Genomic DNA, 23,389 nt, shown 5'->3' with positions numbered 1-23,389 from the left:
AAAAAGGCTCAACGTCCCGGCTGCCGAACCGGATCCCTCCGCCGGGGCGTGCCTCCCGGCATCAGGCTCAACAGTGCGGCGGAACCTACGTAGCCTCCCTGGGCAAGTCAATCGTCTCTCCGCCGCCTCGTTCAAAGGCCCGCCTGCTTCTCCCTCCTGCGCTGGACAGACGACGGAATCCGGAGCGACTCCCTGTATTTCGCCACCGTCCGGCGCGCGATGTCGACTCCCGAATCTCGCAGCATCTTCACGATCGTGTCGTCCGACAGGATGTTCTGCGGGGCTTCGGCCGCGATCAGCTCGCGGATGCGGTCGCGCACGGCCTCGGCCGAGTGAGCCTCTCCGCCCTCCGTCGCGGCGATCGAGGACGTGAAGAAGTACTTGAACTCGAAGAGGCCCCGGGGCGTCGCGAGGTACTTGTGGGCCGTCACGCGGCTGACCGTCGATTCGTGCAGCTCGACCGCCTCCGCGACCATTCGCAGCGTCAGCGGCTTCAGATGCCTCACGCCCCGCGACAGGAAGGCGTCCTGCTGCCGGACGATCTCGCTCGCCACCTTGAGGATCGTGCGCGAGCGCTGTTCGAGGCTTCGCACCAGCCAGTTCGCCTGCTGCAGGCACTCGGTGATGTACGTCTTGTCGCGATCGCTCCGCGGCCCACCCGAGACGCGCGCGTGGTAGTTGCGATCGACCAGCACGCGCGGCATCGTCTCGGGATTGAGCTCGACGTGCCAGCTGCCGTCGGGGTTCGGGCGGACGACGACGTCGGCGATCGCGGTCTGTATCAGGTCGGACGCAAATCCCGCCCCGGGCTTGGGATCGAGGCGGCGGAGCTCCGCGAGCATCTCGGCCAGGTCCTCCTCGTCGACCCCGCAGACACGCCTCAGGCGCGCGAGGTCCCGTCGCGCCAGCAGGTCGAGATTGTCGAGGAGGCTCTGCATCGCCGGGTCGAGCCGGTCGAGCTCGCGGAGCTGAAGGCCCAGGCACTCCGCCAGGTCGCGGGCCCCGATCCCCGTTGGCTCGAGGGTGTGGACGATCTCGAGCGCGTCCAGGACGTCCTCCTCCGGCGCGCCGAGCCGGTCGGCGACCTCGCCGACATCCTCCCTGAAGTAGCCGCACTCGTCGAGGAGGTCGACGAGATGGCGCGCGATCACCCGCTCGCGCTCCGAGCAGTGCACGAGAGACAGCTGGGCCTTGAGGTGGTCCTGGAGCGAGCCGCGCTCGGCCACCGTCGTCTCGAGAAGGTTCTCGTCGCCGTCGAACTGGCGTCCCTCGCCACGAGAAGCCGGTCCCGGACCCTGCGAGACAGACGCCGTCGCCCACGCGTCGGTGGCGTCGTAGACGTTCGAGGTGTCGCCGTCGAGATCGGCCGCGACCGCCGGCAGGGCCGCGTCCTTCGAGGCCGCCACGAGATCCATCACGGCGGCCTCGGGGGCTGCGGTCTCGCCCGTGTCATCGCCCGGAACGGCCGGCTCCGCCTCGGCCTCCTTCAGGAGCGGGTTTCGCTCCAGCTCGCCTTCCACGTAGCTCGCCAGGTCGAGGCTCGACAGCTGCAGGAGCTTGATCGCCTGCATCAGCTGCGGCGTCATCACCAGCGACTGCGACTGGCGCAGCTGAAGCTTTGGCGCAAGTGCCATCAACCGCCGACCTTGATTCTAAAGGCGAAACTCGTCGCCGAGATAGTAGCGGCGGACATCCACATTCGCCACGACCTCCTGAGGCGATCCTTCCATCAGGAGGCGGCCGTCGTGGATGATGTAGGCCCGGTCGATCAGGCTCAGCGTTTCGCGCACGTTGTGGTCGGTGATGAGGACGCCGATCCCGCGCCGCGACAGGTGGCGGACGAGCATCCGGATGTCGCCCACCGCGATCGGATCGATGCCGGCGAAGGGTTCGTCGAGCAGCATGAAGACCGGCCGAGAGGCCAGGGCCCGCGCGATCTCCACCCGCCGCCGCTCGCCCCCCGACAGCGCGATGGCCGGCTGATGGCGCAGGCGCGCGATGTCGAACTCCTCGAGCAGCTCCTCGAGCTCCTTCTCGCGCACCTTGCGGTCCGGCTCGATGATCTCCAGAACGGCGCGGATGTTCTCCTCCGCCGTCAGCCCGCGGAAGATCGAGGCCTCCTGCGGGAGATAGCCGATGCCGAGGCGCGCCCGCCGATACATGGGCAGGCGCGTGATGTCGTTTCCCTCGAAGGCGATCCTCCCGGCATCGGGGCGGATGAGGCCGGTGACCATGTAGAAGACCGTGGTCTTGCCGGCGCCGTTCGGTCCGAGCAGACCCACCACCTCCCCCCGCTTCACGGAGAGGCTGACGCCCTTGACCACGGGGCGCCGGTTGAACGACTTGCGGATGTCCGCGACCTCGAGCCAGCTCTCGTGGCTCGTGCCCGCGCTCAGGAGGGCTTCGTCGGCTCCCGCCTCGGCCGCGTACTGGTCCCACGGAACGTCCTGGGATCCGGCGGCGACGTCGACCGGCTCACCGTGCTGGGGCTCTCCCCGGCGCCTCTCGAGGCGCGAATGACGGCTCACGCGTTCCATTCCTCCCGGCGACGCTGTCCTTCGCGCCTGTACCTACTGGCCTGCGGGCGCCCGGCCGCTCGGCTGGAAGACGCCCCTGACGCGGCCGGCCCCTCCAGACCTGTTGGATACGAGCCGCGAGCGCCCGGTATCAAGGTTGACCACGAGCTCCGTGCCGTTCAGCACGTTCTGGCCCTGGGACAGGACGACGTCGCCGGTCAGCGTCACCGTGTTGGTGTCCATCTGGAAGATGGCCCTGTCGCCCGTCGCCCTCTGCTCGCGCGTCGTGACCACGACCTTGCCTTCGGCCTCGAGCCGCGTGATCCTCTGCCCGTCACCACCGCCGCCGCCATTGTTGTTCTCGGACTGGGCGGCCGCCTGCTGCATGACAGAGCCGCCGGCGTAGAACACCTTCAAGCTGGCTGTCTGCAGCGTGGTGCCGTCCTGCTTCGCGACGACGTTGCCGGTGAAGACGGCCATGCTCTGGTCGTCGAGCACCTCGAGCATGTCGGCCTCGATCTGCACCGGCCTGTCGGAAGATTGTAGCGGATTGCCGTCGTTCTGGGCCGAGGCCGGTGCGGCAATCGCGAGAGCGAGGCCCGCCGCGGCAGCCAGGCGGGCGGCCGCTTTACTCAGGTGTGCCCAAGGCATTTTCCAAGCTCCCGTTCATGCGCATGTCGACCTTGACGTTGCCGCGCAGGACGATGCGTTTGCCGCCCTCGCTGACCTCGATTGATCCGGCTGCGACGCGACCCACGTCCATTTCGAGCTCGACCGGCTCCTCGCTCGAGACGGTCCGGCGGGAGAAGTCGATGTCGGCGGACTGCAGCGTCGCCCGCTTGCCGTCATTCGTCGTGAGCTCAATCGAATTGTCGAGCCGCAGCGTCTCGGCGTCCGTGTCGAGCGTGCCCTCCGCGGCGCGCAGCGCGGTCCAGCGACCTCCCTCCTCGTCCAGGCGGCCGTCGATCCCCTGGAGGCGAACGACGTTCGGGCTGGAGAGATTCTGCTGTGCCCTGTCGGCGCTCACCGCGTAGTTGAGCCCTTCCTCGCCGTAGCCCGTGAGCTTCGGCGCCTCCATCGTGACCGTGTCGCCCTCCACGCCGATCGAGCTCAGCTCGACGTCGCCGATCGGCGACGGGATCGACTGGAAGGAAACGAACAGGCCCAGTGCGAGGAGGAGGCCGAGGACCGGAAGAACGACGCGCAGGCGCCGGACCCGCCTCGAGTGCCGCTGCGCGCGCTGCCACGTCGAGTGGCGCACGGCAGCCGTGTCATGCGGGACGTCCCGCATGCCGGAGCTGGTTGCGATGCTCTCCACCCTGTCGTTGTCCTGTCTGGTCATCGGCGCACGTAGTCCGAAGAATTTGATCGAAAAACGGCGCCAATCCTAGCGCCGGAGCCGTCAAGAATGTGCGAACAGATCTTCCTCGTCCCACCCCGCGAGGTCGAGCAACGCGCGAGCGGGAAGGAAACGGAAGCATGCCTCGGCGAGGTCCATCCGGGCCTCGCGCACGAGCAGCGCGTCGAGCCTCGCCCTGAGGGCATGGAGATGAAGAACATCGCTGGCGGCGTACGACAGTTGCGCGTCGGTCAGGGTGTCCGCCCCCCAGTCCGAGCTCTGCTGCTGCTTCGAGATCTCGATCTCGAGCATGTCCCGCACGAGGTCGCGCAGCCCGTGGCGATCCGTGTAGGTTCGCGTCAGCCGCGAGGCGATCTTCGTGCAGTAGCAGGGCTGCGCGATCACGCCGAGATGCCGGGCGATCATCGCGATGTCGAAGCGGCCGTAGTGGAAGATCTTCGTCACGCCCTGGTCGGCGAAGAGGCGCTTCAGGTTCGGAGCGTCGTAGGTGCCGCGGTCGACCTGCACCAGATGCGCCGTTCCGTCACCCGCGGACAGCTGCACGAGGCACAGCTTGTCGCGCACGAGGCTCAGGCCCAGCGTCTCGGTGTCGACGGCGACGACCGGACCGAGGTCGAGATCGGCCGGAAGGTCGCCGCGGTGCAGGGTGATGGTCAATGGACGGGACCTCCGCTTGTCATGACGTGGGCCCGGCGCTGCCTCGGCATCAACAGCGGTCCGAGCCCCGGGGACCCGGTCCGCGCCTGTCGCAGTATAGATTGATGGCCGAGCCTTCGGCGGCAGTGTTTAACAGCCACGTTCGGCTACGGCAACTGAACCGGAGATTCGACAGAGAGTGCCGGAGGCTCGACCCCGAAGCGGGGGAGGCCGGTGCGAGATGACCATCATGTTCGATGGTGCCCAGGAGAAGACTCGAACTTCCACGCCCTTTCGGGCACTAGCACCTGAAGCTAGCGCGTCTACCAATTCCGCCACCTGGGCAAGTGCGCGAGACAGTTATTGGCCCGTCCGCGGCTTGTCAATGGCGTTGCGACGGCGGTGAACCTGTACAGGCCCATCGGGCTTCGTTATGGAGGGCACGACCGGCAAGATCTTGGGAGAAGGGCCGCCATGGCGGGGCGAAACATGCGCTACGAGCTCGTGACGGTGTTCGGAGGCTCCGGCTTCATCGGGCGCTACGTCGTGCGGGCGCTGGCTGTGCGCGGCTACCGGGTTCGGGTGGCGGTCCGCCGGCCGGAGCTGGCAGGTTTCATGAAGCCTTATGGCAGCGTCGGCCAGATCCAGGCGATACAGACGAACCTGCGCTTCGAGGATTCGGTCAGGCGCGCGGTGCAAGGCTCCGACGCCGTCGTGAATCTCGTCGGCATACTCGCCGAGGGCGGCCGGCAGAGCTTCTCCAAGGTTCATGCCGAAGGGGCAGGTCTGATCGCGCGGGCCGCGGCCGAGGAAGGTATCACCAGGCTGACGGCCGTTTCCGCCATCGGTGCCGACGAGCAGTCCGAATCGCACTACGCCCGCACGAAGGCCGCCGGCGAGGCCGCCATTCGCGACGCCGTGCCCGGCGCGGTCATCCTCCGCCCTTCGATCATGTTCGGTCAGGAAGACCAGTTCTTCAACCGCTTCGCGGCGATGGCCCGCATGTCGCCGTTCCTGCCGCTGATCGGTGGCGGCCAGACGCGTTTCCAGCCCGTCTTCGTCGGCGATGTGGGCGAGGCGGTGGCCCGCGCGGTCGACGGCAAGGCGACGCCCGGATGTACGTACGAACTGGGCGGGCCCGAGATCCGCACCTTCCGGCAGCTCATGGAGCTGATGCTCCACGTGATCGGCCGCAAGCGGGTGCTCCTCAACGTGCCGTTCGGCGCCGCCGACAGGCTGGCGGGCGTCCTCGGCGCCCTGCCGGGCCGCCTCCTCACGACGGACCAGGTGATCCAGCTCAGGCACGACAACGTCGTGTCGCAGGCGGCGATCGAGGAAGGCCGCACCATCGAGGCTCTCGGCATCGACCCGGTCGGCATGGAGGCGATCCTGCCGACCTACCTGCAGCGCTTCCGCCGCGCCGGGCAGTTCACGAACAACGTCGACACGCCGAGACTTCAGCCCTGAGGTCGGCCGGGCGGGCAGTGCTCCGGCTGCATCACTGGGCGCGCTTCCGCACAAGGCCCGGCCATTGACCGCTCTTCGCCACAATTCGACCCAGAGGCTGATCTAGGCGCCAGGGTCTGGTGCTGGCGACGCGAAGCAGGCTGCCTCGCTAACCGCTTGTTCACCGCCACGAGATCTTATGGCACGGCCGCAACGCCGGCGGCCCTGCCGGCGTTCGGAGGGAGTCGGGCCGTGCGATCCGGCTTCCCCGTCGGGCGGCGCGGTTCGTGATCGAGTGGCGGCCTCGCTTTTTTGGACCGACTTTGCCCCCCATGCTGACGCTCTATCACCACGCCTTCTGTCCCTTCTCGCGCGCGGCGCGAATCGCGCTCGCCGAGTACGGGTTGGAGGCCAAGCTCGTCGAGGAGCGTCTCTGGGAGAAGCGCAAGGAGTTCCTGATCGTCAACCCGGCCGGCAGCCTGCCGGTGCTGATCGACCGTGACGCGGCCCGCCCGATCTGCGGCGCGCGGGCGGTGATCGAGTTCATCAACGAGACGGCGGGCGCGGACCCGGGCGCACGGCGGCTGATGCCCGACGACCCCTATGGCCGCGCCGAGGTGCGCCGGCTGCTCGACTGGTTCGATCTGAAGTTTCATGCCGATGTCTCGGCGCTCCTGCTGAAGGAGCGGATCTACAAGCGGTTCATGCGCGTCGAGCACGGCGGCGGTCCGCCGAGTGCCGGTGCGATCCGGACCGGCCGGGAGAACCTTCGCTTCCATCTGCACTACATCTCCAAGCTCGCCGAGCGTCGCAACTGGCTCGCCGGTGACCAGCTGACCCATGCCGACCTCGCGGCGGCGGCGCACCTCTCGTGCATCGACTATCTCGGCGACGTGCCGTGGGACGACTACGAGTGGGCCCGCCACTGGTATGCCCGCATCAAGTCCCGGCCATCATTCCGGCCCATACTCGCCGACAGCATCCCCGGAATGACGCCGTCCAGGACGTATGCCGACCTCGACTTCTGAGACGATCGACCGAGACGCTCTCAAGGCGCGCCTGATCGAGGACGCGCTGGCGGAAGGCTTCGACCTCGTCCGGGTCATGCGCCCCGACGCGGTGCCGGAGACGGCGGCGCGGCTCGACCACTTCCTCCGCGAAGGTCGGCACGGCGAGATGGAATGGATGGCCCGCACGGCGGATCGGCGGCGGCAGCCTTCCGCCCTGTGGGGCGATGCTCGGTCGGTCGCGATGCTCGGCCTCAACTACGGGCCCGAGGGCGATCCGCTGCCGCAACTCGCGGAACGCGCGAAGGGATACATCTCCGTCTATGCCCGCGGCGACGACTATCACGACCTCATCAAGAAGAGGCTGAAGTCGGTGGCCCGCCGCTTCGCCGAGACGGCCGGAGCCGACGTGAAGGTGTTCGTCGACACCGCCCCCGTGATGGAGAAGCCGCTCGCCGCCGCCGCGGGCCTCGGCTGGCAGGGCAAGCACACCAATCTCCTGTCGCGCACCTACGGCAACTGGCTCTTCCTCGGCGCGATCTTCACCAATGCCGAGCTCGAGCCCGACGCGCCGGAGTCCGACCATTGCGGCTCGTGCCGCGCCTGCCTCGACGCCTGCCCGACAGACGCTTTTCCCGTGCCCTATCAGCTCGACGCCAGGCGCTGCATCTCGTATCTCACGATCGAGCATTCGGGCCCGATCCCGCGCGAGTTCCGCGAGGCGGTCGGCAACCGCATCTATGGCTGCGACGACTGCCTGGCGGTCTGCCCGTGGAACAAGTTCGCGAAAGAGGGCCGGGAGGCGAAGCTCGCGGCGCGCGACACGTTGAACATGCCGGACCTCGAGGACCTCGCCGAGCTGGACGATGCCTCCTTCCGGGCGCTCTTCACGAAGTCGCCGATCAAGCGGATCGGCGTGAAGCGCTTCCTGCGCAACGTCCTGATCTCGATCGGCAACTCCGGCGACGAGGCGCTGGTCCGGACGGCGCGCCGGCGGCTGGACGACGAGAGCCCGCTCGTGCGAGGTGCGGCGGTCTGGGCACTCTCGCGGCTGATGCCGGGCGACGAACTGCGCGCGCTGGCGGGCTTAAGGATGGGCGGCGAGACCGACGCGGACGTGCTGGAGGAGTGGAGAATGGCATTGGCGGACGGAGCCCCAGCGGCATGAACAGGCTGTTCGTCTTCGGCCTTGGATATTCCGCGACGACGCTCGCCCGCAGGCTGCTGGCGGGGGGATGGCGGGTCGGCGGCACTGTTCGCTCGGAGGAGAAGGCCGCGGCGCTCAAGGATGAGGGCGTGGAGGCCGTGGTCTTCGACGGCGGGCGTGACGGGTCTGCCGTCGCGGCCGAGGCCATGGCAGGCGCGTCGCACCTCCTGACCTCGATTTCGCCCGGCGAGGAGGGTGACCCGGTGCTCCTCACGCACCGCGACGCGATCGCCGCGCAGGCGGAGACGCTGCGCTGGATCGGCTACCTCTCGACAATCGGCGTCTACGGCGATGCGGGCGGGGCGTGGATCGACGAGGAGACGAGCCCCGAGCCGCCGAACGCGCGCACGAAGCGTCGGGTCGAGGCGGAGGCGCAGTGGCTCGCCCTCGGCCGCGCGATCGGCGTGCCGACGGCGGTCTTCCGCATCGCCGGCATCTACGGGCCCGGCCGCAACCAGCTGAGGCAGTTGAAGGAGGGCACGGCGAAGCGGCTCGTGAAGCCCGGCCAGGTCTTCAACCGCATCCATGTCGATGACATCGCGTCGGCGGTGGCCGCCTCGATGGCGAGGCCCGCGCAGGGCCGCGTCTACAACCTCGCCGACGACCTGCCGATGCCGCCGCAGGACGTCGTGACGTTCGCCGCCGGTCTCCTCGGCGTCGAGCCGCCGCCGGAGGTCCCCTTCGAGACGGCCGAGCTGTCGCCCATGGCCCGCAGCTTCTACGCCTCGTCGAAGCGCGTCTCGAACCGCCGCATCAAGGAGGAGCTCGGCGTGGAGCTGAGATATCCGACCTACCGCGAGGGGCTGACGGCGCTCGCGGCCGCGGGCGAGGGGGCCTAGGTCCCCGGGAGAGCCGAGGGTGAGGCGGCCACAGCGACGAGCTCGCCGGACGCCCCATCCCCCGTCAGGAACTCATGGGGGTTCGTTTCGGCGATCTGCCGGAAGAGGTCCTCGCCCAGCGTGTCCCGCAGGAGGATCGAGACGGCCTTCTCCGAAAGTCGCTCCTGGCGCGTCATGTAGAAGTCGGAGCCGAAGAGCACGCGCTGGCACAGCCGGCTGTCCTTCTCCTTGAGGAAGAGGCGCAGGAGCGGCGCGTATTCCTGGAAGTTGAACAGCGTGTAGGAGATGTCGGTCCAGAGGTTCGGCCAACCTTCGCCGCGGATCATCGTCTCGATCCTCGAGACCCAGTTTCTCTCTTTCTCCTCCGGCCGATCCGGGTCGAACCCTTCGTCTAGATAGGCGCGCCAGTCGCGGTCGCCGCCGAAATGGGCGAGGCAGATGCGCAAGGTCGGGAAGGCCTCCATCACCGGGAGGTAGGCCTCCGGAGCCGTCACCCGGTCGGCCTCCTCCTGGCTCCACCCCTTGCGGCGGACGCCGCCGCGCGAGCAGTGGGTGATGACCGGCAGGTTGCGGTCGACGCAGAGCGGATAGACCTCGCTCATCAGCACGGGATGGTCGGGCCTGAAGCCCATCTTCGGGTAGAGCTTCAGCCCACGGAAGCCGAGCTCCTCGACGCAGCGACGGAACTCGGCCGCCGAGCCCGGCGTGTCGGGATGGACGGTCCCGAAAGGGATGATGCTGTCTCGGTAGTGCCCGGCGAGGCGGTGAAGCTCGTCGTGCTGCGCGACGATGTCGCGGTTCACCGGGCCGTGCCCGATCGGCGTCATGTCGACCGGCAGAACGACGAAGCGCGTGTCGCGGGGGTAGTGGCGCCGGACCTCCCGGAAGATCTCCTCCTGATGCGTGCGCCGCCCGGTGTCGTGGAAGGCTTCGAGCCGGACGAGCCGCTGGTAGACGCCCTGCCAGGGCGAGAACCAGAAGAGGAAGCGGACCACGCGAAGGAGCCACGGCCACCACCGGAAGATCACGACCGGCCAGGCCGGATAGTACCGCGGCGCATGCTCCGCCGTGAAAGTGTGGATGTGGCAGTTGGTGATCCTGATCTCGGCCATCGCCGGCCCTCCCCTTAGCATGACGCAAGGGTAGCACAACTCATGCGTGCGCCAGAGAGCGTGGGCCGGGCGGTGGGTGCCGCCTCACGCCGGCATGTGATCTCCGCGGATCATGGTCTCGACGCTCTCGAGCAGCAGCGCGATGTCCTGCTCGCGCGACAGGCGGTGATCGCCGTCGTGGACGATGCTGACCGTCACGTCGTCGCAGGCGAGCCTCGTGACGATGTCGAGCGTGTGGTCGAGCGGGACGTCCTCGTCGAGGCGGCCCTGGAGGATGTGGACAGGACAGCCGAACTCGATCAGGTCGCGATCGAGAAGCAGGTGGCGGCGCCCCTCCTCTATGAGCTTCCGCGTGATCGGGTAGGGCCCATCATACTCCGACGGACGCATCCACTGGCCGGTCTCCATGATCTCGCGCTTCTGCTCCTCGGAGAACAGGTCCCACATCAGCCGCTCCGTGAAGTCGAGCGCCGGCGCGATCAGCACAAGCCCGTGCGGCGGATGACCCTCGACCTTCATGCGAAGCGCGAGCAGGCTCGCGATCCAACCTCCCATCGACGATCCGACGAGCAGGGGCGACTGCCCCGCGCACTGCGCCACAGCCTCGGCCGCATCATGAAGCCAGGTGCCGATCGTGCCATCCTCGAACCGGCCGCTCGACTGGCCGTGGCCGGAATAGTCGAAGAGGAGGCAGGCGCGCCCATGCGCCTCGGCCCACTGGTCGAGCCGCGTCGCCTTCGTGCCGGCCATGTCCGAGCGGAAGCCGCCGAGCCAGACCAGTGTCGGCCCTTTGCCGCGACGCAGCTTCAGGGCGATGCGGCGGGCGTTCTCCCCCTCCCCGAGCGGGATCTCGTGATATTCGGCTTCGGCCATCTGGTCCCTCCTCTCGGCTCTTCGTGAAGGCGTCGCGAACCTGACAGGGGGCCTGCACGGGGGCAAGTGCGAAGGGACGTTCCGGGGGCAACGGACAAAAGGGCGCCGCCCCTCATCGCTCCGTTTCGTGCTATCAATCGCGGGCGCAATCCCTCGGGCCCGGATATTCCCAGCTTGGACCTCGTCACCATCATCCTGTCCATGTGCATCGGCAACGTCGTCGCCTGGACGGTCGCGCTCTACACCGAGGACGGCATGTACTTCCTCATCGCGAACGTCGTCACCGGCGCGCTCGGCGCGGCCGCCTGCGGGCTCACGATCGCCTGGCTCGTGCCGGATTTCGGGCCCGTCTTGTTTCTCGCCTTGAGCCCGCTCGCCGCCGTCCTCGCAATCGCCATGGCGATGGCGGCCTGGCGCGCGATCCGACCGGGAGCCGTACGCGGATCATGACGCGGGCGCCGTCGGAGAACCCGCCGGTCCTTGCCGGCCGCACCGTGCTGCAGATCGTGCCCGACCTCGAGGCGGGCGGCGCCGAGCGCACCACCGTCGACATCGCCGCCGCATTGGTGAAGGCGGGGGCGCGGGCGCTCGTGGCGACGACGGGCGGGAGGCTCGTGCCGGAGCTCGAGGCGGCGGGCGGCACCCACATCGCCTTCCCCGCAGCGACGAAGAACCCGGCGAGGATCCTGGCCAATGCGGGCGCGCTTTCGCGGTTGATCCGGCGAGAGGGCGTCGACCTCGTCCACGCGCGCAGCCGGGCGCCGGCGTGGAGCGGGCTGATCGCGGCGCGGCGGACCGGCGTGCCGTTCGTCACGACCTATCACGGCGCCTATCGCAGCGTCGGCCGGCTCAAGAATTTCTACAACGGTGTGATGGCGCGCGGCGACGTCGTCATCGCCAACTCGGGGTTCACCCAGGCGCTGATCCTGAAGCGGCACCCCCAGGCGGAGGGAAGGACGCGCGTCGTCTATCGCGGCACCGACCTCTCACGGTTCGACCCCGCCGCCGTCGCGCCGGAACGCGTCGCCGCGATGCGTCGCGCCTGGGGGGTCGCCGCGGACCGGAAGGTCGTCCTTCTGCCTGCCAGGCTGACGTCGTGGAAGGGCCAGGAGGTGTTGATCGACGCTGCAGGCAACCTCGCGGCGGCGGGCCGGATGGATTTCGACGTCGTGCTCGCCGGCGACGAGCAGGGCCGCACCGGCTACCGGGACCGACTCGTCGACCGGATGCTGAAGGCGGGCCTCGGCCACCGGGTCCGTATCGTCGGGCATGTCGAGGACGTGCCGGCGGCCCTCGCGGCGGCCGACGTGGTGACCACGCCGTCGACGGAGCCCGAAGCCTTCGGCCGCTCGGCCGCCGAGGCTCAGGCGATGGGAAAGCCGGTCGTCGTTTCCGACATCGGCGCGGTGCGCGAGACGGTTCTGGCGCCTCCGGAGGCTACGGAGGAGGCGCGAACGGGATGGCGCGTGCCACCGTCCAACGCCCTCGGGCTCGCCCAGGCGCTGAACCAGGCGCTCGACCTCGAGCCGGAGGCGGCGCGGGCGATGGGCGCGCGGGGCCGGGCGCATGTCCTGTCGCTGTTCTCGCTCGAGAGGATGGTGGCCGAGACGCTGGGGATATATCGGGAGCTCCTCGGGCCGCGCCCGTGAAAGCGCCTGCGCGATCTGCTAGCGTCTGAGCCCATGAATGCCATGACCCTCGAAGAGCCCCGGGCGGACGACGCAGACGTGCTGGACGATCCGCGCGTCACCCCGATGATGCGGCAGTACCTGGAGATCAAGGCGGCCAATCCAGACTGCCTGCTCTTCTACCGTATGGGCGACTTCTACGAGCTCTTCTTCGAGGACGCGGAGGCGGCGAGCCGGGCCCTCGGCATCACGCTGACGGTCCGGGGCAAGCATCTGGGCCGCGACATCCCGATGTGCGGCGTGCCGCTCCACACGGCCGACGACTATCTGCAGCGCCTGATCGCCGGCGGGTTCCGCGTCGCCGTGTGCGAGCAGCTCGAGGATCCCTCGGAGGCCAGGAAGCGCGGCTCGAAGTCCGTCGTGCAGCGCGACGTCGTGCGCCTCGTGACCCCCGGCACGCTGACGGAGGAGCGGCTTCTCGATTCGAGCCGCAACAACTTCCTGGCCGCGCTCGGTCGGGTGAAGGGCGCTGGCGGAGACGAGCTGGCGCTCGCCTGGGCGGACATCTCGACCGGCGAATTCCGCCTGATGGCCGTCACGGCCGGCGAGCTGCCCGCCGCGCTCGCCCGCGTCGCGCCGGGGGAACTCCTGGTCTCGGACGCGCTCTACGATTCGCCGGAGTACCGCCAGGCCCTGCGCGAGGCGAAGACGTCGGTGACGCCGCTCCCCTCGGCGATGTTCGATTCCACGGCCGCCGAACGCAGGCTTCTCTCCTTCTTCGCCGTGGCGAGCCTCGACGGCTTCGGCGACCTGTCGCGAGCCGACGTCGCTGCGGCCGGCGCCCTCGTCGCCTATGTCGACCGGACCCAGAAGGGAGGGCGCCCGCCGCTTCGCCCGCCGCGGCCCGAGCCGAGCGGCGCGGTCGTCTCGATCGACCCCGCGACACGGGCCAATCTCGAGCTGACGCAGACCCTGTCCGGGGAACGCAAGGGGAGCCTTCTCTGGGCGCTCGACCGCACCGTCACCTCCGCCGGCGCGCGCGAGCTCGCGAAGCGCCTGTCCGCGCCCTTGACGGACCTGAAGGAGATCACCCGCCGGCTCGACGCGGTCGGGCATCTCGTCGAGGCGCGCGAGATGCGTGCCTCGCTCCGCGAGGCGCTGAAGGCGGCGCCCGATCTCGCGCGATCGCGGGCGCGGCTCGCCCTGATGCGCGGCGGCCCGCGCGACCTCGCCTGCGTCCGCGACGGCGTCGTGGCGGCCGGCGAGCTGGCGACGATCCTCGCGGTCGGCGGACTGCCAGCCGCGCTGGAAGAGATCAGCGCGCGCCTCGGCGCGTTGAGCGATGAGCTGCGGGGCGCCCTCGCCACGGCGCTGGTCGAGCGACCCCCGCTCAACCGGCGCGACGGCAACTTCATCGCCGACGGCTACCGGCCCGAGCTCGACGAGGCGCGTGCCCTTCGCGACGAGAGCCGCCAGGTCGTCGCAGGCCTCCAGGCGACCTACCAGGACCGGACAGGCGTCAGGTCGCTCAAGGTGAAGCACAACAACGTGCTCGGCTACTTCGTCGAGGTGACGGCGCAGCACGAGGCGAAGATGCGCGCGGAGCCTCTGTCGGGGGAGTTCTTCCACCGCCAGTCGCTCGCGAACCAGATCCGCTTCTCCACGAACGAGCTCGCCGACCTCGAGGGCCGCATCGCCAGCGCTGCCGATCGCGCCATGGCGCTCGAGAACGAGATATTCGACACGCTGTGCCACGCGATCGCCGAGGAGGGCGAGAGGCTCGACGCGGCCGGAGAGGCGCTCGGCGAGCTCGACGTCCTCTGTTCCCTCGCGGAGATCGCGGCAGAGCGGGATTTCGTGAGGCCGGAGGTTCAGGACGGCATCGCCTTCGACATCGAGGGCGGCCGGCATCCGGTCGTCGAGCAGGCGCTCGAGGCCGAACGGTCGGGCCCGTTCGTCGCGAATGACTGCGTGCTCGGTCCGGCCGACGGTCAGGATGCAGGGCGTCTTCTCGTCATCACCGGCCCGAACATGGGTGGCAAGTCGACCTTCCTCCGGCAGAACGCGCTGATCGCGCTTCTTGCGCAGGCCGGCTCCTTCGTTCCGGCGAGACGGGCGCGGATCGGCATCGTCGATCGGCTGTTCAGCCGCGTCGGTGCGGCCGACGATCTGGCGCGCGGGCGCTCGACCTTCATGGTCGAAATGGTCGAGACGGCGGCGATCCTGAACCAGGCGGGGCCGAGATCGCTCGTCATCCTCGACGAGATCGGGCGGGGGACGGCGACCTTCGACGGGCTGTCCATCGCCTGGGCTGCCATCGAGCACCTGCACGAGGTGAATCGCTGTCGCTCGCTCTTTGCGACCCACTTCCACGAGCTGACGGCGCTCGCCGAGACGCTGCCGCGCGTGTTCAACGCGACGCTTCGGGTGAAGGAGTGGCAGGGCGACGTCGTGTTCCTGCACGAGGTCGTCTCGGGCACCGCCGACCGCTCCTACGGTGTGCAGGTCGCGCGGCTCGCGGGCCTGCCTGAAGCCGTTCTCAGCCGCGCGAAGGAGGTGCTCGAGCGGCTGGAGGACACGGAACGCAAGTCCGGCGCCGCCGGGCTCGTCTCCGATCTGCCGCTATTCGCCGTGCATCTGGCGCGCGAGGCGAAGCCGGCGCCGGCGGCGAAGGACGACGCGCTGCGGCTGCGCATGAGGGATCTCGCGCCCGACGACATGACGCCGCGGGATGCTCTCGCCGCGCTTTACGAGCTCAAGCGGTTGGCGGAGGAAACGTGACGCCGAAGAAGATTGCCGAGGGCCTCCCGACGGTCGACGGCCTGCTCGGGGAGCTGAAGGGCCTCTACGACACCCGCGGCAAGGCCTCCTACCGGCCGGAGGCCCTGTCGCTGCTCAAGAGGGTGAAGGCCGAAGAACGCCGGCTGGCGGAAGAGCGCCTGCTGGCCGACGGGCGGGGGCTCGACTGCGCCGAGCGCCTGTCCCACCTCCAGGACGTGATCGTGCAGGCGTTGTTCCGGTTCGCGGTGGAGGTTCTCCAGCCGGTCGACAATCCGTCGTCGGGCGAGAGGCTCTGCGTCGCCGCGGTGGGGGGCTACGGCCGCGGCACCATGGCCCCGGCATCCGACGTCGACCTCCTCTTCCTCATGCCCTACAAGAAGACGGCGTGGGGCGAGAGCGTCGTCGAGCACCTTCTCTACTTCCTCTGGGACATGGAGACGAAGGTCGGCCACGCCGTCCGCACGACCGACGACTGCCTGCGGCTCGCACGCGAGGACCTGACGATCCGCACCGCCATCCTCGACGCCCGGTTCATCTGCGGCGAGGAGAAGCTCTTCGCCGAGCTCGAGCGGCGGTTCGACCAGGAGGTCGTCAAGGGCACCGGCCCGGAGTTCATCGAGGCCAAGCTCGCCGAGCGGGATACGCGCCACCTGCGCGGCGGGGAGTCGCGCTACGTCGTCGAGCCGAACGTGAAGGAGGGGAAGGGCGGGCTGAGAGACCTCCAGACCCTGTTCTGGATCGGCAAGTACTTCTACCGCGTGAAGACGGGCGCGGAGCTCGTCAAGGCCGGCGTGTTCGAGCGCGACGAGTACCGGCTCTTCCGCAAATGCGAGGATTTCCTCTGGGCGGTCCGCTGCCACCTGCACTTCATGACGGGCCGGCTCGAGGACCGCCTCAGCTTCGACGTGCAGCGCGAGATGGCCCAGCGCCTGAGCTACATGCCGCATCCCGGCCAGCGCGACGTCGAGCGCTTCATGAAGCACTATTTCCTGGTGGCGAAGGATGTCGGCGACCTCACGCGCATCTTCTGTGCGGCACTCGAGGTGCAGCACGTGAAGAAGGCGCATCCGCTGTCGCGCTTCATGGAGCGCCTGCGGCCGCGCAAGCAGGGCGACATCGCGGGTGCCGACGACTTCGTCGTCGAGGCGAGCCGCATCAACGTCGTCGACGAGGGCGCCTTCGAGCGGGATCCGGTGAACCTCATCCGGATGTTCCACATCGCCGACAGGTACAACCTGTCGTTCCACCCTGATGCGCTGAAGCTCACCCGACGGTCGCTGTCGCTCATCGACCAGCGGCTGCGCGAGGATCCCGAGGCGAACCGCCTCTTCATGCGCATCCTCACCTCCAAGAACGACCCCGAGATCGTGCTGCGGCGGATGAACGAGGCGGGCGTGCTCGGCCGCTTCATCCGCGATTTCGGCCGCATCGTCTCGCTGGTGCAGTTCAACATGTACCACCACTACACGGTGGACGAGCACCTGCTGCGCTCGATCGGGATCCTGGCCGACATCGAGCAGGGAAGGTGCGCCGACAACCACCCGCTGGCGAACGAGATCGTTCACACGATCTCGAACCGGGAGGTGCTCTATCTCGCGCTCTTCCTGCACGACATCGCGAAGGGACGTCCGGAGGACCATTCGATCGCCGGCGCGAAGGCCGCGCGGCGCGTGGCGCGGCGGCTCGGCTTCTCCGCCGCCGACGTCGAGACGGTCGCCTGGCTCGTCGAGCACCATCTCGACATGTCGATGGTGGCGCAGTCCCGCGATCTCGCGGACCGCAAGACGATCGGCGACTTCGCCGCCACGGTCCAGAGCCTCGAGCGCCTGAAGCTCCTACTGATCCTCACGGTCTGCGACATCCGGGCCGTGGGCCCCGGCGTGTGGAACGGCTGGAAGGGCCAGCTCCTGCGAACGCTCTACCACGAGACGGAGCCGGTGCTCGCCGGCGGCCACAGCCAGTCGCACCGCCCCTTGCGGATCGCGCACGCGAGGGAGCTTCTGCGCGCCGAGCTGTCGGACTGGGATGACGAGACCTTCGCGCGCCTCGCCGAGCGCCACTACGAGGCCTACTGGCTGCGCACCGATCTCGATCGCCAGGTGGAGCACGCCCGCTTCCTGCAGGAGGTGCACGAGAAGGGCGTGCGGCTCGCGACGAAGGTGAAGACGGACAGCTTCACCGACATCACGGAGATCACTGTCTTCGCCCCCGACCACCCGCGCCTCCTGTCGATCCTCGCGGGCGCGTGCGCGGCGTCGGACGCCAACATCGTCGACGCGCAGATCTTCACGACGAGCGACGGCTACGCGCTCGACACGATCTTCGTGTCGCGCGAACTGCCCGAGCCCGAGGACGAGCGGCGGCGCGCGGAGCGCATCGGCAAGACGATCGAGAAGGCCCTCACGGGCGAGGCGATGCTGCGCGACATGGTGAAGCGGCGCCCGCCCTCGCCGAAGCAGCGGCGCATGCGCGCCTTCTCCGTCGAGCCGGACGTGCACGTCAACAACAGCTGGTCGGACCGCTTCACGGTGATCGAGGTCTCCGGCCTCGACAGGCCCGGGCTCCTCTTCGACCTGACCGACGTCCTCGCCCGGCTCAACCTCAACATCGCCTCGGCGCATATCGCGACCTTCGGCGAGAGGGCGGTCGACGTCTTCTACGTGACCGATCTCATGAACCACAAGATCGTCAATCAGAGCCGGCAGAACGCGATCAAGCGCAACCTGCTGGCCGCTTTCGGCGGCAAGGAAGCGGGTCTCGCCGCATGATGCCGCCGCTGGCGCGGTGGTCGAAGGCCGGATAACGATGCCGCTCCCATCCGGCGGAAAGCCTCGCCCATGTCCCTGATTCGCAACTTCCTGCTCGTCGGCGGCGGAACCGGCTCGAGCCGCATCCTCGGCTTCGGCCGCGACATGCTGATGGCGGCCGCGCTCGGCGCCGGACCGGTGGCCGACGCCTTCTTCGTCGCCTTCCGCCTGCCGAACCTGTTCCGGCGTATCTTCGCCGAGGGCGCCTTCAACTCCGCCTTCGTGCCGCTCTTCGCGCGCGAGCTCGAGGGGCAGGGGCAGGAGGCGGCCAGGAGCTTCGCCCAGCAGGCGCTGGCGGCACTGACGCTGACGCTCCTCGTGCTGACGATCGTGGCGGAACTGGCCATGCCACTGGTCATGTACGTGCTCGCCCCGGGCTTCGCGAGCGATCCGGAGAAGTTCGACCTCGCTGTCCAGCTGACGCGGATCTGCTTCCCCTACCTCTTGTTCGTGTCGCTGGTCGCACTGTTCTCGGGGCTCCTCAACGCTCTCGGCCGCTTCGCGGTGGCCGCGTTCGCCCCGACGCTCCTCAACGTCGTCTTCATCGGGGCGCTCCTGCTCATCGTGTGGTCGGGACATGCCGAGACCCCGACAGCGGGCGTCTGGCTGTCCTGGGCCGTGTTCTTCGGTGGCATCGCGCAGCTTCTGATGCTGATCTTCGCGGCCCGGAGGGCCGGCATGGCGCCCGCCCTCGTCCGACCGCGCCTGACGCCCGGCGTGAAGCGCCTCGTCGCGCTCGCCGTGCCGGGCGTTCTCGCGGGCGGCATCACCCAGATCAACATCGTCATCGGCACGATGATCGCGTCGATGGCGCCGCAGGCCGTCTCCTATCTCTACTATGCCGACCGCATCTACCAGCTACCGCTCGGCCTCGTCGGCGTGGCGATCGGCGTCGTGCTCCTACCCGAGCTCGCCCGCCGTCTCCGCGCGGGCGAGGACGGGGCCGCGATGCACCAGCAGAACCGGGCGCTCGAATTCGCGCTGGCGCTGACCGTGCCGGCGGCCGTGGCGCTGGCGGCCGTGCCGGGGCCCATCATCTCGGGGCTCTTCGCGCGCGGTGCCTTCACGGAGGCGGACGCCGCCGCGACCGCCGGTGCGCTCGCGGCCTTCGGCCTCGGCCTCCCCGCCTTCGTCATGATCAAGGTATTCCAGCCGGGCTTCTTCGCACGCGAGGACACGAGGACGCCGATGTGGTTCGCGGGCGTCAACGCCGCCATCAACATCGTTCTGAGCCTGGCGCTCTTTCCCTTCCTCGCCCATGTCGGCATCGCCATCGCGACCTCCGTCGGGGGATGGGTCAACGCGGCCCTCCTCGCCATCGTGCTCAGGCGTCGCGGCGGCCTCGCCTTCGACGACCGCCTCGGCTCCCGAGTCGCGCGGCTCGTCGTCGCGAGCGCGGTCATGGGCGCGGCGCTCGTGGGTGTGCGGGTCTTGGCGGAGCCGGCGCTCGCCGGCATGGCCGGGGACAAGGCGATCCTCCTCGTCCTGCTCGTGGGCACCGGGCTCTTCGTCTATGGCGGGCTGGCCGTGATGCTCGGCGTGCTCGACCGGCGCGAGATCATGGGCGCCGTTCGGCGGGGACGCCCGGAAAACTTGAAAGCGCAGTGACGATCGGCCATAACGCGCCGGCTTTCTGGAGGCGAGGTAACGGGTTTCATGACGGGCTTTCACCAGCGCGTGTTCTCTGGCGTGCAGCCGACGGGGAACCTGCATCTCGGCAACTATCTCGGCGCGATCAAGCGCTTCGTCGAGCTGCAGAACCACTACGAGTGCATCTACTGCGTCGTCGACCTGCACGCGATCACCGTCTGGCAGGAGCCCAAGGACCTGTCGCGCGCGACGCGCGAGGTGACCGCGGCCTTCATCGCCGCCGGCATCGATCCGCGCGCCCATATCGTCTTCAACCAGAGCCAGGTCGCGGAGCACGCCGAGCTCGCTTGGGTGTTCAACTGCGTCGCCCGAATGGGCTGGCTCAACCGCATGACGCAGTTCAAGGAGAAGGCGGGCAAGCACAAGGAGAACGCCTCGGTCGGCCTGTTCGCCTATCCGAACCTGATGGCGGCCGACGTGCTCGCCTACAAGGCGACGCACGTGCCGGTGGGCGAGGACCAGAAGCAGCATCTCGAGCTCGCGCGCGACATCGCGCAGAAGTTCAACATGGACTATGCCGAACGCATCGCGGAGCTCGGCCACGGCGAGCAGTTCTTCCCGCTCACCGAGCCGCTGATCGCGGGGCCGGCGAAGCGCGTGATGAGCCTGCGCGACGGGCAGAAGAAGATGTCGAAGTCCGACCCGTCCGACTATTCGCGCATCAACCTGATGGACGACGCCGACACGATCTCCCTCAAGATCCGGAAGGCGAAGACCGACCCCGAGCCGCTGCCGGGCGAGGTCGCCGGGCTCGAGGGGCGGCCGGAGGCTGCGAATCTCGTCGGCATCTATGCCGGCCTTGCCGACACGGACGAGCAGGCGGTTCTCGCCGAGTTCGCGGGGCCGTTCTCGCGCTTCAAGCAGGCGCTCGCCGACCTGTCGGTGGAAAAGCTCTCGCCGATCACGGCCGAGATGCGGCGCCTGACGGCCGAGCCCGACCAGATCGACGCCATCCTCGCCGACGGCGCGGAGCGCGCCCGGGCCATCGCACGCCCGATCCTGGACGATGTGAAGGACGTCGTGGGTTTCGTGCGATCGACGGTGGACGAGCGGGCGCTCTTCGGTAACGTGTCGTAGGCGACATCACGCGGGGCGAGATCACATTGCGACGCAGCGCACAGCCGGGCCACCGGCGCAAGTTCCTGGTGATCATCGACGACACGGCGGAATGCGAGCGCGCCGTCTACTTCGCCGCCCGGCGCGCGCTCCACACGAACGGCATCGTGGTGATGCTCTACGTGATCGAGCCGGGCGACTTCCAGCACTGGCTCGGCGTCGAGGCCGTCATGCGGGCCGAAGCTCAGGACGAGGCGCGGCGGGTGCTCGGCGAGTTCGCCGAGAAGATGCGGAAATGGACCGGCACCGAGCCCGAGTTCGTGATCTGCGAGGGCAAGCGCTCCGAAGAGATCCTCCGCGTCATCGAGGAGGACGAGGATATCGCGATCATGGTGCTCGCCGCGGGGACCGGCAAGGAGGGGCCCGGGCCGCTCGTCTCGTCGATCGCCTCGCGCACCGCGACGACCTTCCCGATCCCGATCACGATCGTGCCGGGCTCGATGTCGGACGAGGAGATCGACGGCGTTTCCTGAGGCACGGCGACCTGCCGCTTGACCTCGACGTCGGGATCGCCATCTATGGAATCATTCTAATCGCGGTGCATTCGACGCTGCGGCCGGCATCCTTTTGCTGTAGGATGTCTTTTGAGAGACAGGAAAGACAGCGATGTTCATCCAGACCGAGGCGACGCCGAATCCGGCGACCCTGAAGTTCATTCCCGGCCGCCCGGTGCTTCCGGGTGAGCCCATGGACCTGCGCAGCCGCGAGGACGCGTCGGCCTCTCCTCTCGCCGAGCGCCTGTTCGAGGTGCCCGGCGTGACCGGCGTCTTCTTCGGCGCCGACTTCGTCGCCGTGACGAAGGCGGACGGGGAGTGGCAGCACCTCAAGCCGGCGATTCTCGGCGCGATCATGGAGCACTATCTCTCCGGCCAGCCGCTGCTCGTGGACGGCGGCGAGGGAGCGGCCGACGTCGAGGATTTCGACGAGGCCGATGCCGAGACGGTGGCGACGATCAAGGAACTGATCGACACGCGCGTGCGTCCGGCCGTGGCGTCCGATGGCGGCGACATCACGTTCCAGGGCTATCGCTCGGGCATCGTGTTCCTGCACATGAAGGGCGCCTGCTCCGGCTGCCCGAGCTCCACGGCCACGCTCAAGCACGGGATCGAGAACCTGCTCCGCCACTTCGTGCCGGACGTTCAGGAGGTGCGGCCGATCTGATCGGCCGCCGGTTCCCGGTCAGGGGCGGTTTCTCAACGGGAGGCTCGCCGGAGCGTCCGGCGGGGCCTTTTTCATGCGCGTCCTCGCAGTAGACACGAGCCTGCCCGCCTGCTCGGTCGCGGTTCTCGATCGCGCGGCGGGACGGCTCCTCTCATCAGAAAGCCAATCGATGCCGGTCGGCCACGCGGAAGCGTTGATGCCGATGGTCGAGCGCTGCCTCGATGCGTCCGGATTCGGTCTTGCCGAGATCGACCTCTTCGCCGCGACCGTCGGGCCCGGCAGCTTCACCGGCGTGCGCGTCGGTGTCTCCGCCGTCCGCGGCTTCGCGCTCGCGACGGGTGCACCTGCCGTCGGCGTGACGACGCTCCGCTGCCTGGCACTGACGGCACTCGAGGATGGCGTGGCGACGCGTCCCTTCGCGGTGGCGATCGACGCGCGTCGCGAGGAGATCTACCTGCAGGACTTCTCCGCCTCGGGCATCGAGACGGGCGAGCCGCGCATCGTGCGCGTCGACGAGGCGGTGGCGGCGCTCGATCCCGACGTGCGGCAGGTCTACGGCTCGGGCGCGGAGCTTCTGTGCTCGGCCGCGGGGAAGGCCGGACGGGGACTCGAGATCATCGGTCTCCAGGCGGCGCCTTCGGCAGGCAGCGTCGCGGCGGCGGCCGAGCCCGGCGGGCTGCCCGCGCGGCCGCTCTACCTGCGGGCGCCGGACGCGAAGCCACAGGGCGCAAAGGTGCTGGCGAGGCGATGATCGGCGAGCGCGTCACCCTTTCCGCCGCCGATGCCGAATGTGCGTCGCGGCTGCACGCGGAGACGATGGCGGCGCCGTGGTCGGCGGAGTCCTTCCGCGAGCTCCTGAAGAGCCCGACGCTCTTCGGCCACGGCTTTCGCCGGAACGGGAGCGGCCTCGACGCCCTGCTTCTCATCCGGGCGCTTCCGGGCGAGGCGGAGATCTACACGGTCGCCGTCGCGCCGGCTCGGCGTCGCGAGGGGCTGGCGAGCGCGCTCCTGCGCCACGGTCTCTCCCAAGTGCGGTCGCGCGGCGCGGAGGTGGTCTTCCTCGAGGTCGACGAGGGCAACGCGGGGGCGCGGGCCCTCTATCGCGGATTGGGCTTCGTCTCCGTCGGCCGCCGCAAGAACTACTACCGCTCGAGCAACGGCGCCGACGCGATCCTCATGCGCCTCGACCTCCAGGCTTCGACTTCCGCCGCGTGACGTGCGATAGAGCCTCCTCGGGCATCGGGGCGTGA

The 23,389-nt window shown here is 69.0% G+C and carries 21 protein-coding genes and 1 tRNA gene; 14 read left to right on the top strand and 8 right to left on the bottom strand.

Features of this window, described 5'->3' with window-relative positions:
- Window positions 1-131: 131 nt before the first annotated feature.
- The 6 genes from rpoN to N177_RS06035 form a co-directional block, all read right to left on the bottom strand.
- Window positions 132-1,634: an RNA polymerase factor sigma-54 gene (rpoN, locus tag N177_RS06060; protein ID WP_023431381.1), complete on the bottom strand. Its 1,503-nt coding sequence runs from the start codon at window positions 1,632-1,634 to the stop codon at window positions 132-134.
- Window positions 1,635-1,652: 18 nt separating this feature from the next.
- Entirely contained in the window at window positions 1,653-2,528 is an 876-nt protein-coding gene (gene lptB, locus N177_RS06055; RefSeq protein ID WP_023431380.1) for an LPS export ABC transporter ATP-binding protein, read from the bottom strand.
- 42 nt (window positions 2,529-2,570) lie between these two features.
- Entirely contained in the window at window positions 2,571-3,167 is a 597-nt protein-coding gene (locus tag N177_RS06050) for an LptA/OstA family protein (RefSeq protein ID WP_023431379.1), read from the bottom strand.
- Entirely contained in the window at window positions 3,145-3,858 is a 714-nt protein-coding gene (lptC, locus tag N177_RS06045; RefSeq protein ID WP_081718398.1) for an LPS export ABC transporter periplasmic protein LptC, read from the bottom strand. The genes N177_RS06050 and lptC overlap by 23 nt, the downstream gene beginning before the upstream one ends.
- Before the next feature lie 60 nt (window positions 3,859-3,918).
- A complete protein-coding gene (locus N177_RS06040) occupies window positions 3,919-4,533 on the bottom strand; it encodes a ribonuclease D (RefSeq protein ID WP_023431377.1) in 615 nt (204 codons plus the stop codon).
- Window positions 4,534-4,770: 237 nt separating this feature from the next.
- Window positions 4,771-4,857 (bottom strand) — tRNA-Leu (locus N177_RS06035).
- A 129-nt stretch (window positions 4,858-4,986) separates the two neighbouring features.
- Here N177_RS06035 and N177_RS06030 point away from each other — a divergent pair.
- From N177_RS06030 to N177_RS06015, 4 genes are all read left to right on the top strand, one after another.
- Window positions 4,987-5,979, top strand: coding sequence for a complex I NDUFA9 subunit family protein (locus N177_RS06030; RefSeq protein WP_023431376.1), 993 nt, complete (start codon window positions 4,987-4,989; stop codon window positions 5,977-5,979).
- A gap of 311 nt (window positions 5,980-6,290) precedes the next feature.
- Window positions 6,291-6,986 carry a glutathione S-transferase family protein gene (locus tag N177_RS06025; RefSeq protein WP_023431375.1) on the top strand — a complete coding sequence of 232 codons (696 nt, stop codon included), beginning with the start codon at window positions 6,291-6,293 and terminating at the stop codon, window positions 6,984-6,986.
- Window positions 6,967-8,133 (top strand): tRNA epoxyqueuosine(34) reductase QueG, encoded by a 1,167-nt coding sequence (queG, locus tag N177_RS06020; RefSeq protein WP_023431374.1) that lies wholly within the window; start codon window positions 6,967-6,969, stop codon window positions 8,131-8,133. Before N177_RS06025 ends, queG begins: the two co-directional genes overlap by 20 nt.
- Window positions 8,130-9,011 (top strand): SDR family oxidoreductase, encoded by an 882-nt coding sequence (locus N177_RS06015; protein ID WP_023431373.1) that lies wholly within the window; start codon window positions 8,130-8,132, stop codon window positions 9,009-9,011. The genes queG and N177_RS06015 overlap by 4 nt, the downstream gene beginning before the upstream one ends.
- On the opposite strand, the gene N177_RS06010 is transcribed toward N177_RS06015, so the two are convergent.
- Together N177_RS06010 and N177_RS06005 are read right to left on the bottom strand one after the other, a co-directional pair.
- The gene (locus tag N177_RS06010) at window positions 9,008-10,123 is read right to left on the bottom strand and encodes an amidohydrolase family protein (RefSeq protein ID WP_023431372.1); all 1,116 of its coding nucleotides are present in this window, start codon (window positions 10,121-10,123) and stop codon (window positions 9,008-9,010) included. The genes N177_RS06015 and N177_RS06010 overlap by 4 nt on opposite strands.
- An 84-nt stretch (window positions 10,124-10,207) precedes the next feature.
- Complete coding sequence (locus N177_RS06005; protein WP_023431371.1) at window positions 10,208-10,996, bottom strand: alpha/beta hydrolase; 789 nt, start codon at window positions 10,994-10,996, stop codon at window positions 10,208-10,210.
- Window positions 10,997-11,170: 174 nt separating this feature from the next.
- Between N177_RS06005 and N177_RS06000 the strand changes: the two genes are divergently transcribed.
- The 10 genes from N177_RS06000 (at window position 11,171) to N177_RS05955 (ending at window position 23,354) form a co-directional block, all read left to right on the top strand.
- Entirely contained in the window at window positions 11,171-11,446 is a 276-nt protein-coding gene (locus N177_RS06000; protein ID WP_023431370.1) for a hypothetical protein, read from the top strand.
- Window positions 11,443-12,645, top strand: a complete 1,203-nt coding sequence (locus tag N177_RS05995; RefSeq protein ID WP_023431369.1) for a glycosyltransferase family 4 protein — start codon at window positions 11,443-11,445, stop codon at window positions 12,643-12,645. Before N177_RS06000 ends, N177_RS05995 begins: the two co-directional genes overlap by 4 nt.
- 42 nt (window positions 12,646-12,687) lie before the next feature.
- Window positions 12,688-15,405: a DNA mismatch repair protein MutS gene (gene mutS / locus N177_RS05990; RefSeq protein ID WP_023431368.1), complete on the top strand. Its 2,718-nt coding sequence runs from the start codon at window positions 12,688-12,690 to the stop codon at window positions 15,403-15,405.
- Entirely contained in the window at window positions 15,402-18,173 is a 2,772-nt protein-coding gene (locus N177_RS05985; RefSeq protein ID WP_023431367.1) for a [protein-PII] uridylyltransferase, read from the top strand. The genes mutS and N177_RS05985 overlap by 4 nt, the downstream gene beginning before the upstream one ends.
- A 69-nt stretch (window positions 18,174-18,242) precedes the next feature.
- Complete coding sequence (murJ, locus tag N177_RS05980) at window positions 18,243-19,820, top strand: murein biosynthesis integral membrane protein MurJ (RefSeq protein WP_023431366.1); 1,578 nt, start codon at window positions 18,243-18,245, stop codon at window positions 19,818-19,820.
- A gap of 48 nt (window positions 19,821-19,868) precedes the next feature.
- Complete coding sequence (gene trpS, locus N177_RS05975; RefSeq protein ID WP_023431365.1) at window positions 19,869-20,939, top strand: tryptophan--tRNA ligase; 1,071 nt, start codon at window positions 19,869-19,871, stop codon at window positions 20,937-20,939.
- Between the two features lie 20 nt (window positions 20,940-20,959).
- The gene (locus N177_RS05970) at window positions 20,960-21,451 is read left to right on the top strand and encodes a universal stress protein (RefSeq protein ID WP_040485235.1); all 492 of its coding nucleotides are present in this window, start codon (window positions 20,960-20,962) and stop codon (window positions 21,449-21,451) included.
- A gap of 133 nt (window positions 21,452-21,584) precedes the next feature.
- Entirely contained in the window at window positions 21,585-22,139 is a 555-nt protein-coding gene (locus N177_RS05965; protein WP_023431363.1) for a NifU family protein, read from the top strand.
- A gap of 73 nt (window positions 22,140-22,212) precedes the next feature.
- Window positions 22,213-22,890 (top strand): tRNA (adenosine(37)-N6)-threonylcarbamoyltransferase complex dimerization subunit type 1 TsaB, encoded by a 678-nt coding sequence (gene tsaB, locus N177_RS05960; RefSeq protein WP_023431362.1) that lies wholly within the window; start codon window positions 22,213-22,215, stop codon window positions 22,888-22,890.
- Complete coding sequence (locus N177_RS05955; RefSeq protein WP_023431361.1) at window positions 22,887-23,354, top strand: GNAT family N-acetyltransferase; 468 nt, start codon at window positions 22,887-22,889, stop codon at window positions 23,352-23,354. Before tsaB ends, N177_RS05955 begins: the two co-directional genes overlap by 4 nt.
- Window positions 23,355-23,389: the final 35 nt, after the last annotated feature.

The sequence above is a fragment of the Lutibaculum baratangense AMV1 genome (assembly GCF_000496075.1).
GTDB lineage: Bacteria > Pseudomonadota > Alphaproteobacteria > Rhizobiales > Tepidamorphaceae > Lutibaculum > Lutibaculum baratangense.
The sequence above is the reverse complement of the archived record's forward strand: the minus strand, read 5'-3'. Positions and strand labels throughout refer to the sequence as shown.

What these genes read in the sequence shown, in the direction of transcription:
- lptC (WP_081718398.1), bottom strand. Translation starts at nt 3,858, where the DNA reads ATGACCAGACAGGACAACGACAGGGTGGAGAGCATCGCAACCAGCTCC.
- N177_RS06015 (WP_023431373.1), top strand. Translation starts at nt 8,130, where the DNA reads ATGAACAGGCTGTTCGTCTTCGGCCTTGGATATTCCGCGACGACGCTC.
- N177_RS06005 (WP_023431371.1), bottom strand. Translation starts at nt 10,996, where the DNA reads ATGGCCGAAGCCGAATATCACGAGATCCCGCTCGGGGAGGGGGAGAAC.
- trpS (WP_023431365.1), top strand. Translation starts at nt 19,869, where the DNA reads ATGACGGGCTTTCACCAGCGCGTGTTCTCTGGCGTGCAGCCGACGGGG.
- mutS (WP_023431368.1), top strand. Translation starts at nt 12,688, where the DNA reads ATGACCCTCGAAGAGCCCCGGGCGGACGACGCAGACGTGCTGGACGAT.
- murJ (WP_023431366.1), top strand. Translation starts at nt 18,243, where the DNA reads ATGTCCCTGATTCGCAACTTCCTGCTCGTCGGCGGCGGAACCGGCTCG.
- queG (WP_023431374.1), top strand. Translation starts at nt 6,967, where the DNA reads ATGCCGACCTCGACTTCTGAGACGATCGACCGAGACGCTCTCAAGGCG.
- N177_RS06010 (WP_023431372.1), bottom strand. Translation starts at nt 10,123, where the DNA reads ATGGCCGAGATCAGGATCACCAACTGCCACATCCACACTTTCACGGCG.
- N177_RS06030 (WP_023431376.1), top strand. Translation starts at nt 4,987, where the DNA reads ATGGCGGGGCGAAACATGCGCTACGAGCTCGTGACGGTGTTCGGAGGC.
- N177_RS05995 (WP_023431369.1), top strand. Translation starts at nt 11,443, where the DNA reads ATGACGCGGGCGCCGTCGGAGAACCCGCCGGTCCTTGCCGGCCGCACC.
- rpoN (WP_023431381.1), bottom strand. Translation starts at nt 1,634, where the DNA reads ATGGCACTTGCGCCAAAGCTTCAGCTGCGCCAGTCGCAGTCGCTGGTG.
- N177_RS06025 (WP_023431375.1), top strand. Translation starts at nt 6,291, where the DNA reads ATGCTGACGCTCTATCACCACGCCTTCTGTCCCTTCTCGCGCGCGGCG.
- N177_RS06050 (WP_023431379.1), bottom strand. Translation starts at nt 3,167, where the DNA reads ATGCCTTGGGCACACCTGAGTAAAGCGGCCGCCCGCCTGGCTGCCGCG.
- N177_RS05965 (WP_023431363.1), top strand. Translation starts at nt 21,585, where the DNA reads ATGTTCATCCAGACCGAGGCGACGCCGAATCCGGCGACCCTGAAGTTC.
- N177_RS05955 (WP_023431361.1), top strand. Translation starts at nt 22,887, where the DNA reads ATGATCGGCGAGCGCGTCACCCTTTCCGCCGCCGATGCCGAATGTGCG.
- tsaB (WP_023431362.1), top strand. Translation starts at nt 22,213, where the DNA reads ATGCGCGTCCTCGCAGTAGACACGAGCCTGCCCGCCTGCTCGGTCGCG.